This is a genomic window from Streptomyces sp. NPDC055966 (assembly GCF_042269865.1).
Lineage (GTDB): Bacteria > Actinomycetota > Actinomycetes > Streptomycetales > Streptomycetaceae > Streptomyces.
In genome coordinates this window covers 22712-37586 of sequence record NZ_JBHJYK010000012.1, presented here as the reverse complement: position 1 = coordinate 37586, position 14875 = coordinate 22712, and the positions used below count along the sequence as shown (strand labels likewise).

Annotated in this window: 13 protein-coding genes; 9 read left to right on the top strand and 4 right to left on the bottom strand. The window is 72.7% G+C overall.

All coding sequences use genetic code 11. The features are described 5' to 3' along the window. Positions 1 to 14: 14 nt before the first annotated feature. Genes ACFC8N_RS25070 through ACFC8N_RS25060 form a run of 3 tightly spaced genes read right to left on the bottom strand, consistent with a single transcriptional unit; the run spans position 15 to position 3217 of the window. Entirely contained in the window at positions 15 to 1004 is a 990-nt protein-coding gene (locus tag ACFC8N_RS25070) for a transketolase C-terminal domain-containing protein (protein ID WP_356029637.1), read from the bottom strand. Then, entirely contained in the window at positions 1001 to 1831 is an 831-nt protein-coding gene (locus tag ACFC8N_RS25065; RefSeq protein WP_356029635.1) for a transketolase, read from the bottom strand. Before ACFC8N_RS25065 ends, ACFC8N_RS25070 begins: the two co-directional genes overlap by 4 nt. Before the next feature lie 33 nt (positions 1832 to 1864). Beyond that, on the bottom strand, positions 1865 to 3217 hold the full coding sequence (locus ACFC8N_RS25060) for an ATP-grasp domain-containing protein (RefSeq protein WP_356029634.1): 1353 nt from the start codon (positions 3215 to 3217) through the stop codon (positions 1865 to 1867). A gap of 224 nt (positions 3218 to 3441) precedes the next feature. Between ACFC8N_RS25060 and ACFC8N_RS25055 the strand changes: the two genes are divergently transcribed. Then, positions 3442 to 4449, top strand: coding sequence for an aldo/keto reductase (locus tag ACFC8N_RS25055; RefSeq protein ID WP_376289902.1), 1008 nt, complete (start codon positions 3442 to 3444; stop codon positions 4447 to 4449). Between the two features lie 367 nt (positions 4450 to 4816). On the opposite strand, the gene ACFC8N_RS25050 is transcribed toward ACFC8N_RS25055, so the two are convergent. Continuing rightward, positions 4817 to 5506 (bottom strand): response regulator transcription factor, encoded by a 690-nt coding sequence (locus ACFC8N_RS25050; protein ID WP_356029631.1) that lies wholly within the window; start codon positions 5504 to 5506, stop codon positions 4817 to 4819. A gap of 329 nt (positions 5507 to 5835) precedes the next feature. Between ACFC8N_RS25050 and ACFC8N_RS25045 the strand changes: the two genes are divergently transcribed. The 8 genes from ACFC8N_RS25045 to ACFC8N_RS25010 all read left to right on the top strand — a co-directional run bounded on the left by ACFC8N_RS25045 (position 5836) and on the right by ACFC8N_RS25010 (position 14808). Beyond that, positions 5836 to 7089, top strand: coding sequence for an acetyl-CoA carboxylase biotin carboxylase subunit family protein (locus tag ACFC8N_RS25045; protein ID WP_376289901.1), 1254 nt, complete (start codon positions 5836 to 5838; stop codon positions 7087 to 7089). Next, on the top strand, positions 7086 to 8315 hold the full coding sequence (locus tag ACFC8N_RS25040) for an MFS transporter (RefSeq protein ID WP_356029628.1): 1230 nt from the start codon (positions 7086 to 7088) through the stop codon (positions 8313 to 8315). The genes ACFC8N_RS25045 and ACFC8N_RS25040 overlap by 4 nt, the downstream gene beginning before the upstream one ends. A 14-nt stretch (positions 8316 to 8329) precedes the next feature. Further along, entirely contained in the window at positions 8330 to 9646 is a 1317-nt protein-coding gene (locus tag ACFC8N_RS25035) for an aspartate kinase (protein ID WP_376289898.1), read from the top strand. Positions 9647 to 9755: 109 nt separating this feature from the next. Next, positions 9756 to 10703 (top strand): MBL fold metallo-hydrolase, encoded by a 948-nt coding sequence (locus tag ACFC8N_RS25030; protein ID WP_376289896.1) that lies wholly within the window; start codon positions 9756 to 9758, stop codon positions 10701 to 10703. A 67-nt stretch (positions 10704 to 10770) separates the two neighbouring features. Continuing rightward, complete coding sequence (locus ACFC8N_RS25025) at positions 10771 to 11772, top strand: aspartyl/asparaginyl beta-hydroxylase domain-containing protein (protein ID WP_356029623.1); 1002 nt, start codon at positions 10771 to 10773, stop codon at positions 11770 to 11772. A gap of 20 nt (positions 11773 to 11792) precedes the next feature. Next, entirely contained in the window at positions 11793 to 12989 is a 1197-nt protein-coding gene (locus tag ACFC8N_RS25020; RefSeq protein WP_356029622.1) for a GNAT family N-acetyltransferase, read from the top strand. Further along, positions 12986 to 14269, top strand: coding sequence for an MFS transporter (locus ACFC8N_RS25015; protein ID WP_356029620.1), 1284 nt, complete (start codon positions 12986 to 12988; stop codon positions 14267 to 14269). The genes ACFC8N_RS25020 and ACFC8N_RS25015 overlap by 4 nt, the downstream gene beginning before the upstream one ends. Further along, positions 14266 to 14808: an MOSC domain-containing protein gene (locus ACFC8N_RS25010; protein WP_356029619.1), complete on the top strand. Its 543-nt coding sequence runs from the start codon at positions 14266 to 14268 to the stop codon at positions 14806 to 14808. Before ACFC8N_RS25015 ends, ACFC8N_RS25010 begins: the two co-directional genes overlap by 4 nt. Positions 14809 to 14875 lie beyond the last annotated feature (67 nt).

Sequence of the window (14875 nt, the reverse complement as noted above, 5' to 3'; positions counted from 1 at the left end):
GGCGGGCCCGCGCCTCACGCCAGGGCGTCCAGCGCCTGCTTGACCGCGTTGCCCACGTTGATCCCGGCGTGGTGCAGCAGGAACTCCTCGCCGCCCACCAGGTCGTAGTGGACGTCCGGCACACCGATCCGCCGCACCGGCGGGCCCCCGGCCTCGGCCACCACCTCGCACACCGCGCCCCCCAGACCGCCCAGGGCGCGGTGGTCCTCGATGGTCACCACGACTTCGGCGTTGGCGCTCGCGTGCAGCACGGCCTCCTCGTCCAGCGGCTTGACCGTGTGCATGTTCAGATGCCCGGCGCTCACACCGCGCGCCGCGAGTTCGCGCGCCGCCTCGGCCGCGACCAGGTTGGGGTGGGGGCCGGTGGCGACGAACAGCACACGGCCGGGCGGGCGCAGGACGCTCGCCCGGCCCAGCACGAACGCGGTGCGCCGCGCGTACAGCGGGCTCGTGGCCCCCCGCCCGAGCCGCAGGTACACCGGTCCCGGATCCTCGGCGATCGCCACGGTGGCCTGGGCGGCCTCGAAGGCGTCGGCCGGGACGACCACCGTCATGTTCGGCAGCATCCGGACCATGCCGATGTCCTCCAGCGAGTGGTGGGTCGGGCCGTAGTGCCCCGACGCCAGACCCGCGTGCGTCCCCACGATCTTCACCGGGAGGTTCGCGCCCGCCACGTCGATCTTGATCTGTTCGTAGGCCCGGGCGACGGCGAACGGGCTCATGCCGTTGGCGAACACCGGCCGCGCGGACACCGTCATGCCGGCGGCGACCCCGATCATGTTCTGCTCGGCGATGCCCAGGTCCACGTGCTGGCGCGGCAGTTCGCGCGCGAAGTGGTCCTCGAAGTTCATGTCGGCGGTCAGACACGCCAGGTTCGGGTTCTCCCGCGCGAGGGCGAGCAGCATCATCGCGTAGGCGTCGCGGCCCTGGACGGTCGAGCGGTTCTCCCAGACGTGGTCGAGGACCTCCGCGACGGTGCGGCGGACCGCGAGGTCGGAACTCATGCCTCGTCACCTGCCAGGGCCGCGAGGGCCCGCCGCCGCGCCTGCTCGTCGAGGGTCGCCGAATGGCTCTGCTTGGTGTCTTCCAGGCCGGGCACCCCGCGCGCCTTGATCGTGCGGGCGATGACGACCGTCGGCCGGCCCGGCTCGACGGGCCCGGTCAGCGCCGCGCGGATCTGCTCGTGGTCGTGCCCGTCGATCGTGAGCACACGCCAGCCGAAACCGGCCCACTTGCCGGTCAGGGGCTCCAGCGACATGCAGTCGTCGGTACGGCCGCTGATCTGCCAGCCGTTGCGGTCGACGATCGCGATCAGGTTGTCGGCGCCGTGGTGCGCCGCCGCCATCGCCGCCTCCCAGTTGGAGCCCTCCTGCAGTTCCCCGTCGCCGAGGATCACGAAGGCCCGCTTGTCGTGGCCGAAGCGCCGGCCGGCGAGCGCGACGCCGAGGCCCAGCGGGAGCCCGTGCCCGAGCGCGCCGGTCGAGAAGTCCACGCCCGGGAGGCGCTTCATGGGGTGGCCGCCCAGCCGGCTGTTCTCCTGCGCGTAGGTGGCCAGCTCCGCCTCGGGGATGATCCCGGTCGAGGCGAGCACCGCGTACAGGCCCGCGGACGCCTGGCCCTTGCTGAGGATCAGGTGGTCACGGTCGTCCGAGGGCCCGGTGCCCGCCGGGTCGCGCAGCACCTCGGCGTACAGCACGGCCAGCAGGTCGGCGATCGACAGGCTGCCGCCGATGTGCACGCCGTTCGGCGACGCGCTCATCTCGATGACCCTGCGCCGGATCTGCACGGCGAGTTGTTCCGCCACGGTCCGCGGCGGCGTCTGTGTGAGCATGCTTGATCCTTCCGAAAGCCGTCCGGCAGGGCGTCACACGAGGCCGCAGGCGGCCCGGGGCGCGGTGGGCCGGACCTCGAAGAGCGATTCGCGGACGCGCTCGACGAACACGTAGTCCAGCTCCAGCGTGACGGGGTCCGGGTGCGTCATGAACACCCGCAGCGGGCTGGTGAGCAGGTCGTGGGTGGGCACGATGGGGTCGCCGGGCGCCCGCTTGACCACGAGGTCCACCACCGAGGGCCGCTCGCGGATCTCCTCGACCAGTGCCTGGTCGACCGAGACGACGGTGCCGGACAGGGTCGTCGGCGCGTTGTAGACGACGGCGGGCTGGCGCCGTGTGTAGACACCGTCGCCGTAGCGGGCGAGGAACTCCTCGGGACGCAGGTAGGCCAGCGCCGTCAGGTCGGCGCTGTTGACGCCGATGGCGGTGTCGTGGAAGGCCGGGTGCAGATGCCCGTTGACCCGGGCGCCGACCTCCACGAGCGCCGGTCCCCCGTCGGTGACGATGAGTTCGGTGTGCGCCGGGCCGTGGTGGATGCGCAGGGCGTCGAGCACGGTGCGGGTGTAGGCGATGAGCGCCTGGGCCACCAGGGTGTCCGAGGGCACCAGGATGTCGCGGTTGTAGATGGGCTTGCCGTTCGGCAGCAGGCGCTTCTCGTACTGCCACACACCGCAGACGAAGGCGTGGCCGTCGACGCTCACGGTGTCGACGATGTACTCGGTGCCCTCCAGGTAACTCTGCACGAGCACCTCGGTGTTGGCGCCGTTGAAGACGGTGGTGGTGCCGAGCACCGCGCGGCACGCGGCGCGCAGTTCGTCGGCGCTGCGGCAGACGGTGACCCCGTCCGTGGAGGCGGACGCCAGCGGCTTCGCCACGCACGGCCAGTACGCGTGCGCCTCGGCCCACGCGACGGCCTCCTCGGCGTCGTCGGTGAGCAGTTGCCGTGCGGTGCGCAGCCCTGCCGCGGCGACCGTCTCGATCATCTTGTGCTTGTCCCGGCGCGCCGCGGAGAACGTCGTGCCGTTGCTGCGCACGTCCAGCGCCTCGCTGAGCCGGTCCGCGAGCAGGACGCCCGGCTCCTGGCCGGGCAGGACGAACCGCGGCTCGATCTCCTTGAGCACGCGCTCGGTGCTGCCGTCCGGGGAGTAGACCAGCCAGTCGAGGTACGCGTCCCGGTCCCACGGCTGCATACGGGAGATCGGCTCGGCGGAACTCTGCACGTGGATCACGTCGACCCCGAGCCGGTTGAACGCCGCGGGCAGGAAGTTGCCGGTTCCGTACGCGTCGACGAGGACACCGACCGCACGGCCCCTGGCCCTGCGCACCACCTCCGCGGAGCGGTCCGCCGGCTCCTGCGTTGCCCTGCCCACGGTCAGCTCGGTCATCGGGTCCTCCCGCTGTCGGGTCGTCACGGTCTGCGATCAGCACCGTAGGAGCCGGGGCGTGCGGGACAGCGGGATCTACGACTTGAGTCACATGGAGTGCCCCCCCAAAGGCACACGGCCCGCCCGCCGCCGGTGACCGGTTTTCCGTCCGTGTGCTGCCCGCCGCGTCCGGGCACCGGTAGCGTGGCGGGCACTCCGCCTCCCACCCGTGCGAAAGGTGCCCGATGTCCTACTCGGCCGACGAGAGCCGCTACGACCGTCTGTCCTACCGGCGTGCCGGGCGCAGCGGGCTGCTGCTGCCACCGCTGTCCCTGGGGCTCTGGCACAACTTCGGGCCCGACCGGCCGGCCGACACCCAGCGCGCTCTGCTGCTGCGCGCCTTCGACCTGGGCATCACGCACTTCGACCTCGCCAACAACTACGGCCGGCCGGTGTTCGGGCACGCGGAGATCCGCTTCGGCGAGGTGCTGCGGAGCGATCTGCGCCGCTACCGGGACGAGATCGTCCTGTCCACCAAGGCCGGCTACGAGGGCTGGCCCGGACCGTACGGCATCGGCGGCTCCCGCAAGTACCTGACGGCCTCGCTGGACCGCAGCCTCGCCCGGCTCGGCGTCGACCACGTCGACGTCTTCTACTCCCACCGGCCCGACCCGGACACCCCGGTCGAGGAGACCATGGGGGCCCTCGCGGACGCCGTACGGCAGGGCAAGGCCCTGTACGCGGGCATCTCCAACTACTCACCGGAGCAGACGCGGCAGGCCGCCGAGGCGCTCGCCGCCCACGGTGTCCCGCTGACGCTCCACCAGCACCGCTACTCGATGTTCGACCGGGCGCCCGAGCGCGGGCTCTTCGACGAACTGGCCCGGCTCGGCACCGGCGGCACGGTGTTCTCCCCGCTCGCGCAGGGCCTGCTGACCGACCGTTACCTCACCGGCTCCGTGGCGTCCGACAGCCGCGCCGCGACCAGCATGTTCCTGTCCGCCGACGACATCACCGAGACCTATCTGCAACGGGCCAAGGCACTCGACGCCCTCGCCGGCGAACGCGGCCAGAGCCTCGCCCAGCTCGCCCTGAGCTGGGTGCTGCGCCGTCCGGAGGTCACCTCGGCGGTCATCGGGGCCAGCAGCGTCGCCCAACTGGAGGCCAACGTGGCGGCCCTGGACGCCCCGCCGCTGTCGGAGGAGGAACTGGCCGCCGTCGAGCCCTACGCGGTGGACCCGTCCACCACCTGACCCTCCGGACTGCCGCGTGCGTCTTCGCGCAGCCCGCTGTGCCCGGGCCGCCCGCGCGCGGTTCTTCCCGGGTCGCCAGGTGTGCCCCGTTCCGGCCGCCGCACGCTGCGTGCGTCTTCGCCCCGCCGGCGGCGCGCGGCTCCGCTCAGGTCGCCACGCGCAGGCGGCGGGTGCCGGGGGTGCCGGTGCGTCTTCGCCCGGCTGCCCTGCGTGTTATCCGCAGCTTGCCGCGTGCGTCTTCGCGCAGGCTCTCAGGTGCGCTGTGCCCGGGCCGCCCGCGCGCGGTTCTTCCCGGGTCGCCAGGTGTGCCCCGTTCCGGCCGCCGCACGCTGGTCTTCTCCGCCCAAACCGCGGCGCGCGGCTCCGCTCAGGTCGCCACGCGCAGGCGGCGGGTGCCGGGGGCGTCGCCGGGGTGGATGAGGCGCATGGAGGCGGCCTTGTTCACGGCGTCCAGGCGGCTGACCGCGTCGAGCTTCTCGAAGATGTTGCTCAGATGCCGCTTCACGGTACCCTCCGCGATCCCCAGCTGGACGGCTATCTGACGGTTGCTCAGAGCCGCCGCCGCGTGCGTGAGGACCTCCACCTCGCGTGCCGACAGATCGGCCCCGTACGCCGGGCCGGTGCCGGCCGCGCGCAGCGGGCTCTGGTGCAGGGGCAGCGTCACCGTCTGGTACAGCCGGGCCCCCCGCTGCGCGCGCACGGCGTCGACGAGGGCGCCGTAGCCGATGCTCTTGTGCAGATAGCCGTGGATGCCCAGGTCCAGCAGGGACTGCACGAGGCGTGGCTGCTCCAGCATGGACAGCACGAGCACCCGGCAGGCCGGCATGCCGTGCAGCAGCCGGTTGGCGAGGGCCTCCCGGTCGTCGGCGGGGGCCATCTGGACGTCGAGGACCACGAGGTCGGGACGGGTCCGGGCGACCAGGGTGAACAACTCCGCCACATGGCCCGTCTGGCCCACGACCTCGATGCCGGGCTCCGTGTCCAGCAGCGCGCACAGGGACTCGCGCAGCAGCCTCTGCTCGTCCGCGATCACGATGCGCAAGGATGCATGGGGCATGACAGGCATGACAGGCAGCACTCCTGATGTCCGGGGCGGAAAACCACTCGGGATGACGGAGAAACTCACGTCCCGCTCGACACCGTGGATTTCCACGGCCGCGATTTCCTTTGCGCCTGAAACACATTAGTGGCGTTCAGCTTCGCGGGCCTATATGCACGCGTCACGAACGCCCGTGGATGGTTCCTGGCCTGCCGCCCGGCGCCCGGATGTGCCTTTGAGCGCGGTGACGTGTGACGGAAGTCGTAGCGCCGCAGGCCCAGCCGTCTTCGGCGCCCTAAGTTCCTGGCGTCCCCGGACCGGCGAGGCCCGCCGGAGGAGAGGCCGACATGAAGAAGATCATCATTCTCGGAGTCAACGCGACAAGCGCCAAGTACGTGCCCCAGGCGCTGCGTTCGGCGGGATTCGAGCCCGTCTTCCTGGCGGACCCCGACGCGTTCGCCGGGCAGGCCGCGCAGAGCCTGCGCGGCTGTTCCTGCGTCCCGGTGAACATCCAGGACCGGGCCGCGGTGCTGCGTGCGCTGGCCGACGATCCGTCGATCACCGACGAGGCGTTCGCCATCACGGGCCTGTACGACGAGAAGTTCCCGCTGATCGCGCAGATCGCCGCCACCTACGACCTGCACGGCCCGGAACCGGTCGCCGTACGCCTGGCCTCCAAGGGCGAAGTCGCCGCGCTCATACCGGAGTTCAGCCCGGCCACGATCCGCTTCACCGACGCCGAGGCGGCCCGGCTGGCCGTCGACCCCGCCGCCCTCACCCCGGCGCCCGACGGCTACGTCCTCAAGCCGGCCGAGCAGGCCGGCGGGCGCGGGGCGACGCGGCTGCCGCAGGGCGCCGGACCCGTGGACGTGTGGAACGCGGTGGCCGCCACCGGCCTGTCGCAGGACGGGTCGCACCCGTGGGTGCTGCAGGCGGACATCCGCGGATCGCTGTTCAGCCTGGAGGGGTACGTCACCGACGGCCGGATCGTGTTCATCGACTTCTCGCAGCGCGGGCGCATCGCCTGGACCGAGGTGAGCAATCTGCTCCCCGCCGACCGCCGGCTGCCGCACGGCGTCGAGGAGCGGTGCAAGGCGGCGGTCACGGCGCTCGTCGAGCGCTCCGGCCTCGCCCAGGGCTACTTCCACTGCGAGTTCCTCGTCGGCGGCGGACGCCCGTACCTCATCGACGCCAACGTCGGACGCCTCGGCGGCGGCGCCATGGTCGAGCAGCTCGCGCTCTCCCACGGCCTGGACCCGGTCGAGATCATCGCCCATGTGCTGACCCTGGGCCTGCCGGCCGCCGGCACGAGCCCGGAGCCCGCCTACGGCCGCCAGGGGAGCGGCAGGTCGACCCTGTCGTACTACTACGGCCTCGAAGGCGGCGGGCAGGTCACCTCGGTGTCCGTGCCGGACGACGGGCGCTGCCTGCACACCCAGGTCGTGCCGGACGGCGGACGCGTCGGCCCCGTCGGCACCGGCGACTCCGTCTGGGTCGGCATGCTGACCGGGTTCACCAGCGACGTGGCCCGGGACATCGAGAACGTCGTGGTGCACACCGCCGACGGTCCGCGCCCGCCGGCCTGGGTCGCGCCGTCATGACCGGCGTGCGCGGCGCCCCGCCCGGCGGCTGGACGATCTACGTCGTCCGCTTCCTCACCTACAGCACCTGGGGCGTGCTGTACCCGTTCTTCACCGTGTGGCTGCTGGACCAGAAGCTGCTGTCGGCCGCGGACTGCGGGCTGGTCACCGGGGCGGCGGTGCTGGCCAACCGGCTCGGCTCGCTGGCGTTCGTCCGCGTCCTGCCGCCGGGCAGCGAGCGCCGCTCCATCGTCGGCTCGCAGCTCGCGATGGCGGCGGCCGCGGCCGTGATGTGCGCGATGGCGCTGCTCAGCGTCCGCTCCCTGGCCGGCTGGGTGCTGGTGGCGGCGGCCTTCGGCCTGGCCGGCTCGCTCGCCACCCTCGCCCAACTGACCCTGATAGTCCACCAGTTCGGCCCCGAGGAGACCCGCAGGGCCTTCTCCTACGAGAACGTCGCGCTGAACGCCGCGGGCGGCCTCGCCCCCTTCGTCTCCGCGCTGGCCTACGCCGCCACCGGCCGGCTGTACGTGCTGGCCCCGATCGGGTTCGCCGTCGTCGCGGGCCTGCTGGCGACCCGCCTGGCGCCGGGACGCGCACCGGTCGTCGAGACGCCGGCGGCCGCGCCGGACCCCGCCTCGGCCGCCCCGCGCGGCATGCTGACCCTGCTGGGGGTCAACTTCCTGACCCACGTGACCTACGCGCAGTTCTACGGCGTGTTCGCCGTCTACGCGAGCCCCACCCTCGGGGCGCGCGACGTCGGCCTGCTGTTCGCCTTCGCCAGCGTCGCCATCGTGGCGCTGCAGTCGCTGGTGACCCGCTGGGCGCGCGGCGCCGGCGAACCGGCGCTCATCGTGGCCGGCAACCTGGCGCTCGGCACGGGCACCGCGCTGCTCGTGGCGCCCGAGGGTGGCATGGCGCTGATGCTCCTGGCCGTGGTCGCCGTCTCCGTCGGCGAGATGCTCTACGGCCCCGTCTACCAGACGCTGGCCGTGGCCGTCGCCGGCGGGCGGACCAGCCTGGCCGTCGGCTCCCTGACCTTCGTGTGGGGCCTGGCCGAATCCCTTGCCGTGGCGGTGGGGCTGTGGCTGGTCGGGGCCGGGCTCGGCGCCCTGACGTTCCTGGCCGGGGCCGGCGCGGCCGTGGCCGTCGTCGTGATCGTCGCCGTCCTGCACCGCCGCTTCAGCGCCATGGCGATCACCGCCGAGGCCGCACCCGCCGCCCGGCGCGCGGCCGGTACCACGTCGTGACAGGAAGGGACATCGTGGCATCCGCACTCTCCGCCGCCCGGCGCTCCGCCGCCGGGCGACGGCCGGTCCGCGTCCTCAAGTTCGGCGGGACCTCGATGGGGACCACCCCCGAGCGGCTCGCCCGGATCGCGGGCATCGTCGCCGAGGCACATCGCCGCGGCGGCGTCGTGGCGGTCGTCTCCGCCCGCGGGGACTCGACCGACCGGCTCATCGACGAGGCCCGCACCGCGAACGCGCTGCCGCCGGGCCGGGAACTCGACCAGCTGCTGGCCACCGGCGAAGCACGCTCGGCCGCCCTGCTGGCCATGGCCCTGCACGGGGTGGGCGTGCCCGCCGTCTCGCTGCTCGGCGCGCAGGCCGGGGTCAGCGTCTCGGGCCGGCACACCGACGGGCGCATCAGGGACATCGACACCGCCCGCGTGCGCGAGGCACTGGCCCGCGGCGACGTGGCCGTCGTGGCCGGATTCCAGGGCCTGAACGCGGCCGGCGACGTCACCACCCTGGGCCGGGGAGGCTCCGACACCTCGGCCGTGGCGCTGGCCGTCGCGCTCGGCGCCGACGGCTGCGAGATCTACACCGACGTCGACGGGATCTACTCGGCCGATCCGCGCATCGTGCCGGACGCCCGGCTGATCCCGGTCGTCCGCAACAGCGTCATGGCCGAGATGGCCTACGCCGGCGCCCGCGTGCTGCACACGCGCTCGGTGGAACTGGCGGGCCGCGCGGGCCTCGACATCCATGTACGGAGCGCCTTCAACCATCGCCCGGGGACCGTCGTGGTCCCCGAACCGGAGGGAGCTGACACAACCGTGCTCGAAACCGAAGACCGTGTGGTGGCCGTGTCCCACGAGCCGGGCAACGCCCGGGTCACGATCGTCGCCGTCTCCCCGGACGTCCCGCTGCGCGGGACGGAGGTCCTCGCCCTGCTGGCCGACGTCTCCGTGCCGGTCGACGTGATGACCAGGTTCACCGACCGCTCGGGGCGGCACGGCTGGGACTTCACCGTCCCGGCCGACGACGTCGACACCGTCACGAGCCTGCTCACCACCCTGCCCGGCAGCCTCGCCGTCGACGCCGCCGTGGCGAAGGTGTCCGTCGTCGGCGCCGGGCTGATGAGCGACCCCCGGACCATGGGACGGATGCTGAACGCGCTGCTCGCCACGGGGATCGACCCGCTGTCCATGGCCACCTCGCAGAGCCGTATCTCCGCGACGGTGCCCGAGACGGACTGCGCCCGCGCGGTGGCGGTGCTGCACGCGGAGTTCCTGTCCGGCCCCCTGCTGCACGAGGCGATGCGGCCGCAGACGGTCGCGGTCGGACCGCGCATCTGATCCGGCGGGCGGCCGGCGGGAGAACACCGACGGCGCCGTGCGGCGGCCGGCCGCACCCGTCCGGCAGCTCTCCCGTGTGCTTCCCCGCCGTCACCGAAAGGGGCCCTTCATGACCGAGCCGGAACCGCCGCGCACCGGGTACCGCCCGCACGCGCCGGTGCCGCAGCCCCGCAGGACCGAGGTCGCCGACGGGGTGTTCGCCTGCACGCCGCCCGGCGACGGCGGGTGTCCGGGCAACGCGGGCCTGATCAGCGGGCCCGACGGGGTGACCCTCATCGACACGGTGGCGGCCGGGTCGCGCGCGCTGGCCCTCGCCGCGTCCGCCGAGGCGCTGCGCGCGGGCCCGGTCCGCGCCGTCGTCAACACCCACCACCACGGCGGTCACGTCCTCGGCAACGCGGCCTTCCCCGGCGCGACCGTCATCGCGCACGCGCTGGCCCGCAGCGAGATGGCGGAGACCGGTCCGGCCCCGACGCAGTGGCCCGACGCCGAGCGGGGCGACGTCCGGGTCGTCCTGCCGTCGGTCACCTTCGACGAGCGGCTGACCCTCTACAGCGGGGAGCGCCGGATCGAACTCGTCTTCTGCGGACCGGCGCACACCACCAACGACGTGGTCGCGTGGCTGCCGGACGACGGGGTGCTGTTCACCGGGGACGTGGCGCTGTCCGGGGTCACCCCCTGCATGCTGACGGGGTCGGTGGAGGGGGCGCTGCGGGCCGTCGCGACGCTGCGGGGCTTCGGCGCCCGCACCGTCGTCTGCGGGCACGGCCCCGTGTGCGGCCCGGAGGTCTTCGACGAGACGGAGGCCTATCTGCGGTGGATCCAGGTCATCGCGATGGAGGGCTGGCAGCAGGGGCTGACCCCGCTGGAGACCGCCAGGGAAGCGGGACTCGGCGACTTCGGCCGGCTGCTCGACGCCGGGCGCATCGTGGGCAACCTCCACCGGGCCTACGCCGAACTCGACGGCGGCGCCCTCGGGCGGCCCCTGGAGCTGCCGCCGGTCTTCGCGGAGATGGCGCAGTACACCCGGGACACCCGCCCCGCGTATCTGGCCTGATCAGCGAACCCATTGACTAAACCAGATGGTTGGTTTCTTATGAACCGAGGATGGAAGGAAACAGCCAATGTCTGCTGAAACCATTGCGGACGCGCAGGCCGGGATACCCGATGTGGTCCGGCTGACCCCGACGTTCGACGTGGACTCCCTGGTGCGCGACGTGAAGTCGCTGCGCACGGAGCAGGCCGCCGACTGGAAACTGCAGAACACCTTCGTCAGCGACGACAACCTGATCGAGACCGAACTCGACTGGCGCATCATGCCGTTGCACAGCACGGGCGGTGACAAGACGCGCACCGACCCCGGCGGCCCCGGCCTGCTGCCGTTCGCCGACACCCCCCACGTGAGGCACGCGCCGTACCTGCACTCGGTGATGCGCTCGATCCCCTCGCCGCTGCGCTCGGTGCGTCTGATGGCGCTGGGTCCGGACACCTACGGCCCCGACCACTTCGACAACAAGTACGCGCTCACCTGGGGCATCGCCCGGCTGCACCTCCCCGTGCTCACCCTTCCCCAGGCCAGGCTGTTCTTCGGCGAGACCCCGTACGTGTGGGAGGCCGGCTCGCTGTGGTTCGGCAACTTCGCCCGCACCCACCGGATCGAGAACAGCGGCCGTACCCACCGCGTGCACTTCGTGCTGGACGTGCAGGTGACCGACGGGTTCTTCGACCTGTTCCCCGAGGAGGTGCGCGCCGCACTGCCCTTCGACCGGATCATGGTCAACCGTGCCGAGCGGCCGCTCACGCCGGCCCCGCTGCACCGGATCGCCTTCGAGGTGCCGAAGTCCTTCACCGACTGGGAGGAGGAGGACGGGCAGTTCCTCCAGGAGCAGCCGACGGTCATGGCCGAGATCAGGGCGCAGGACGGCGGCCTGGTGCTGCACTACGACGGCACGCCCTACGCGGGCCTGGTCCACGTCGGGGACAACGAGTTCCGCTTCCAGGGCTGGACCGACGAACGTACCGTCCAGGTCGTCGACGAGGCCGGGCAGCGCCGGGCCGTGCTGCGCACCCGGGTCGGCAGGCAGGTGCGGACGCTGGCCGTCCCGGCGACCCCGCTCGGCGCGTGAACGGCACGGTGGAGGGCACCATGGCCACGACGGTGAGGACGCCGCGACCGGCGGGCTTCGGCTCCCCGACCGAGGGAGTGGGCACCGAGGAGTGGGACCGGCTGGCCGGCGACCACTTCTACGCCGCCAGCGGATGGCTGGACTTCTGCGTCCACGATCCCGGCGGGCGCACGCTCACCGGCAACGTGCACACCCGGCTGTCCGGCGGCGGCACCGCCGCCGTTCCGGTCACGGCCGTCTGGGAGGAGAACAACGGGTTCTACCAGTGGGGCCGGCTGCTGGAGCGAGCCGGCCTGCCCGCGGTGCCCGCACAGGGCCTGCTCGTCGGCCCGCACCGCGGCTACCAGACGAACCTGCTGATCAGCGAGGGCGCGGACCGGGTCGAAGCGGCCGGGGCCCTGCTGGACGAACTCGCCGAACTGCGGCTGCGGGCCGCCGAGGAGCGGCTGTTCGACGACGCTCCGCACCACCGGATCCCGACGTACGCCATGTTCCTGGACAGCACCGACGTACGGGCCCTGCGCGCGGCCGGAGTGCGCGCCGAGCCGGTCCTGTGCGCCGCCGACGCGTGGATCCGCACCGAGGGCGAGGACCTCGGCGGCTGGATGCGCACGCTGCCGTCCAAGCGGCGCGGCGAGCTGATCCGCCGGGACCTGCGGCGCTTCGACGACGCGGGCTACCACTTCATGGAGAAGCCGCTGGCGGAGTGCTGGCAGGAGGCGGCCCTGATGTCCCAGGGCACGCAGGCCCGTTACGGGCAGCCCGCGGACGTGGGCGTGCTCGCCGAGTCGCTGCGGGTCCAGGCCGAGGCGATGGGTGACGCCGCGCGCGTGCTGATGTGCGCCCGGGACGGCGAACCCCCGGTCGGCTTCCTGCTGTTCTACCGCTGGGGCGACGCGACGTTCCTGAAGGGTGCCGGATTCCACTACGACCGGCTGGTCGGCGCCGCGGAGTACTTCAACCTCGTGTACTACGAGCCGATCCGCGACGCGCTGCGCGCCGGCCGGCGCCGGCTGCACGCCGGGATCGCCTCCACCGACACCAAGGCGATGCGCGGTGCCGAGGTCCGCCCCCTGTGGATGCTCGACGTGTTCGGCGACGGCACCGGCAACGACGTGATCCGCGCGTACAACGCGGCCCAACTGCGCGAACTCACCGAATCCTCCACGGCGGTGGCCAAGGCGGTGGTCGAGGACGACTGGATGGAGTTCTGTTGAGTTCCCGTCTGCTGATCAACCGGGACTACGGCCGCTTCTGGCTGAGCCAGGTGCTGACCAGCGTCGCGTCGAAGAGCATGACGATGGTCTTCCCGCTGCTGGCCACCCTCTCGTTCGCGGCCTCGCCCTTCGAGGTGGGCGTGGTCGCGGCCGCCCAGTACGTGCCCGTGCTGGTGGTGACCCTGTTCGTCGGGGTCTGGCTGGACCGCCGGCCGAGGCGCCCCACGCTGCTGTTCACCGACGTCGCGGGCGGGGTGGCGCTGCTGGTCGTGCCGGTGCTCAGCGGTCTCGACGCCTTCCGCCTCGGCGTGCTGTACGCGGTCGCCTTCGGGTTCGGCTCGCTGGTCGCGATCGCCGAGGTCTGCGCGCAGGCCTATCTGCCGAGCCTGGTCCCCGAGTCCGACCTGGTCGCCGCGATCGGGCGGCTCGAAGCGGTGTTCACGCTGGTCGTGGTCGCCGCGCCGGGCCTCGGCGGCCTGCTCATGAACTGGCTGGGCGGCTCCGGCGCGGTGCTGACGGGCGCGGTGCTCTATCTGATCGCCGCGCTGGTCCTGATGACCGTGACCCGGCGCGAGCCACCGGTCGCCGTACCGCAGACGCGCGAGCGTGTGGCCGGCGAGATCGCGGCGGGAGCGCGGTTCCTGCTCTCCGTGCCCCTGCTGCGCACGCTGATCGGGCAGGCGGCGCTGTTCAACTTCTTCGAGCAGGCCATGCTGACCCTCTACACCGTGTACGCGGCCTCCGTCGTCGGCATCACGCCCGCGCTGCTCGGCCTGACCGTGACGCTCGGCGCCATCGGCTCCATGCTCGGCGCGGTCGCCGCCGCGCAGGCCGAACGCAGATGGGGGCTCAGGCGCGTCGTGGTGGCCGGCATGGCGATCGCGTCGGTCGCGCCGGTGCTGATCCCCCTGGCCGCCGACCCGAGCGCGCTCAGCGTGACGGTCTGGTCGGTCTCCTTCGTGCTGTACGGCTTCGGCCTGACCGTCTACAACGTCTTCAGCACCTCCACCCGCCAGCGCCTCACCCCGGACCGGCTGCGCGGCCGGGTCGCGGCGACCACCCGGCTCGTCGCCTACGGCCCGCTCAGCGCCGGCACCCTGCTCGGCGGCACCCTCGGCTCGCTGTTCGGCACCCGCACCGGCCTGTGGATCGCGGTGGCCCTGCTGGCGGCCTCGTTCCTGCACTTCGTCGTGGCGATACGGCGCACCACGATTCCCGACATGACAAGGACCGGACTCATGGCCGACCACGGCCACCGACGAGGGGGTGTCGAGGCATGAGCGCGAGAGTGACGGCGGTCAGCAGCAACGGGGAGCACTCGTTCACCAAGCCGAACCGGGACAGCGTCAGACTGCTCGCGGGGCTCGGCGTGGAGGGGGACGCGCACGCCGGTGTGACGGTCAAGCACCGCGCGCGCGTCGAGCAGGATCCCACCCGGCCGAACCTGCGCCAGGTCCACCTCCTGCACGAGGAACTCTTCGACGAGGTCGGCGAAGCGGGCTTCAAGGTGGCGCCCGGCGAACTCGGCGAGAACATCACCACGCGCGGCATCGATCTGCTCGCTCTGCCGGTCGGGACACTGCTGCGCATCGGCGACCGAGCGGTCGTGGAAGTCACCGGCCTGCGCAATCCCTGCCTGCAGATCGACGAGTTCCAGGACGGGCTGCTGAAGCAGGTCGTCGGCCGCGACGCGGCGGGCAACGTCGTGCGCAGGACCGGAATCATGAGCATCGTGCGGGAGAGCGGTGTGGTGCGCCCCGGCGACCCGATCGCGGTCGAACTTCCCCCCGGTCCGCACCGCCCCCTGGACCGGGTCTGACCGGCTTCCCGCGGGGGCAGCGGCGACGTGACAGCCCAGGCCGGACGGCCCGGGCTGTCACGTCGCT

What these genes read in the sequence shown, in the direction of transcription:
- ACFC8N_RS25020 (WP_356029622.1), top strand. Translation starts at nt 11,793, where the DNA reads ATGGCCACGACGGTGAGGACGCCGCGACCGGCGGGCTTCGGCTCCCCG.
- ACFC8N_RS25030 (WP_376289896.1), top strand. Translation starts at nt 9,756, where the DNA reads ATGACCGAGCCGGAACCGCCGCGCACCGGGTACCGCCCGCACGCGCCG.
- ACFC8N_RS25070 (WP_356029637.1), bottom strand. Translation starts at nt 1,004, where the DNA reads ATGAGTTCCGACCTCGCGGTCCGCCGCACCGTCGCGGAGGTCCTCGAC.
- ACFC8N_RS25060 (WP_356029634.1), bottom strand. Translation starts at nt 3,217, where the DNA reads ATGACCGAGCTGACCGTGGGCAGGGCAACGCAGGAGCCGGCGGACCGC.
- ACFC8N_RS25010 (WP_356029619.1), top strand. Translation starts at nt 14,266, where the DNA reads ATGAGCGCGAGAGTGACGGCGGTCAGCAGCAACGGGGAGCACTCGTTC.
- ACFC8N_RS25045 (WP_376289901.1), top strand. Translation starts at nt 5,836, where the DNA reads ATGAAGAAGATCATCATTCTCGGAGTCAACGCGACAAGCGCCAAGTAC.
- ACFC8N_RS25055 (WP_376289902.1), top strand. Translation starts at nt 3,442, where the DNA reads ATGTCCTACTCGGCCGACGAGAGCCGCTACGACCGTCTGTCCTACCGG.
- ACFC8N_RS25040 (WP_356029628.1), top strand. Translation starts at nt 7,086, where the DNA reads ATGACCGGCGTGCGCGGCGCCCCGCCCGGCGGCTGGACGATCTACGTC.
- ACFC8N_RS25050 (WP_356029631.1), bottom strand. Translation starts at nt 5,506, where the DNA reads ATGCCCCATGCATCCTTGCGCATCGTGATCGCGGACGAGCAGAGGCTG.
- ACFC8N_RS25065 (WP_356029635.1), bottom strand. Translation starts at nt 1,831, where the DNA reads ATGCTCACACAGACGCCGCCGCGGACCGTGGCGGAACAACTCGCCGTG.
- ACFC8N_RS25025 (WP_356029623.1), top strand. Translation starts at nt 10,771, where the DNA reads ATGTCTGCTGAAACCATTGCGGACGCGCAGGCCGGGATACCCGATGTG.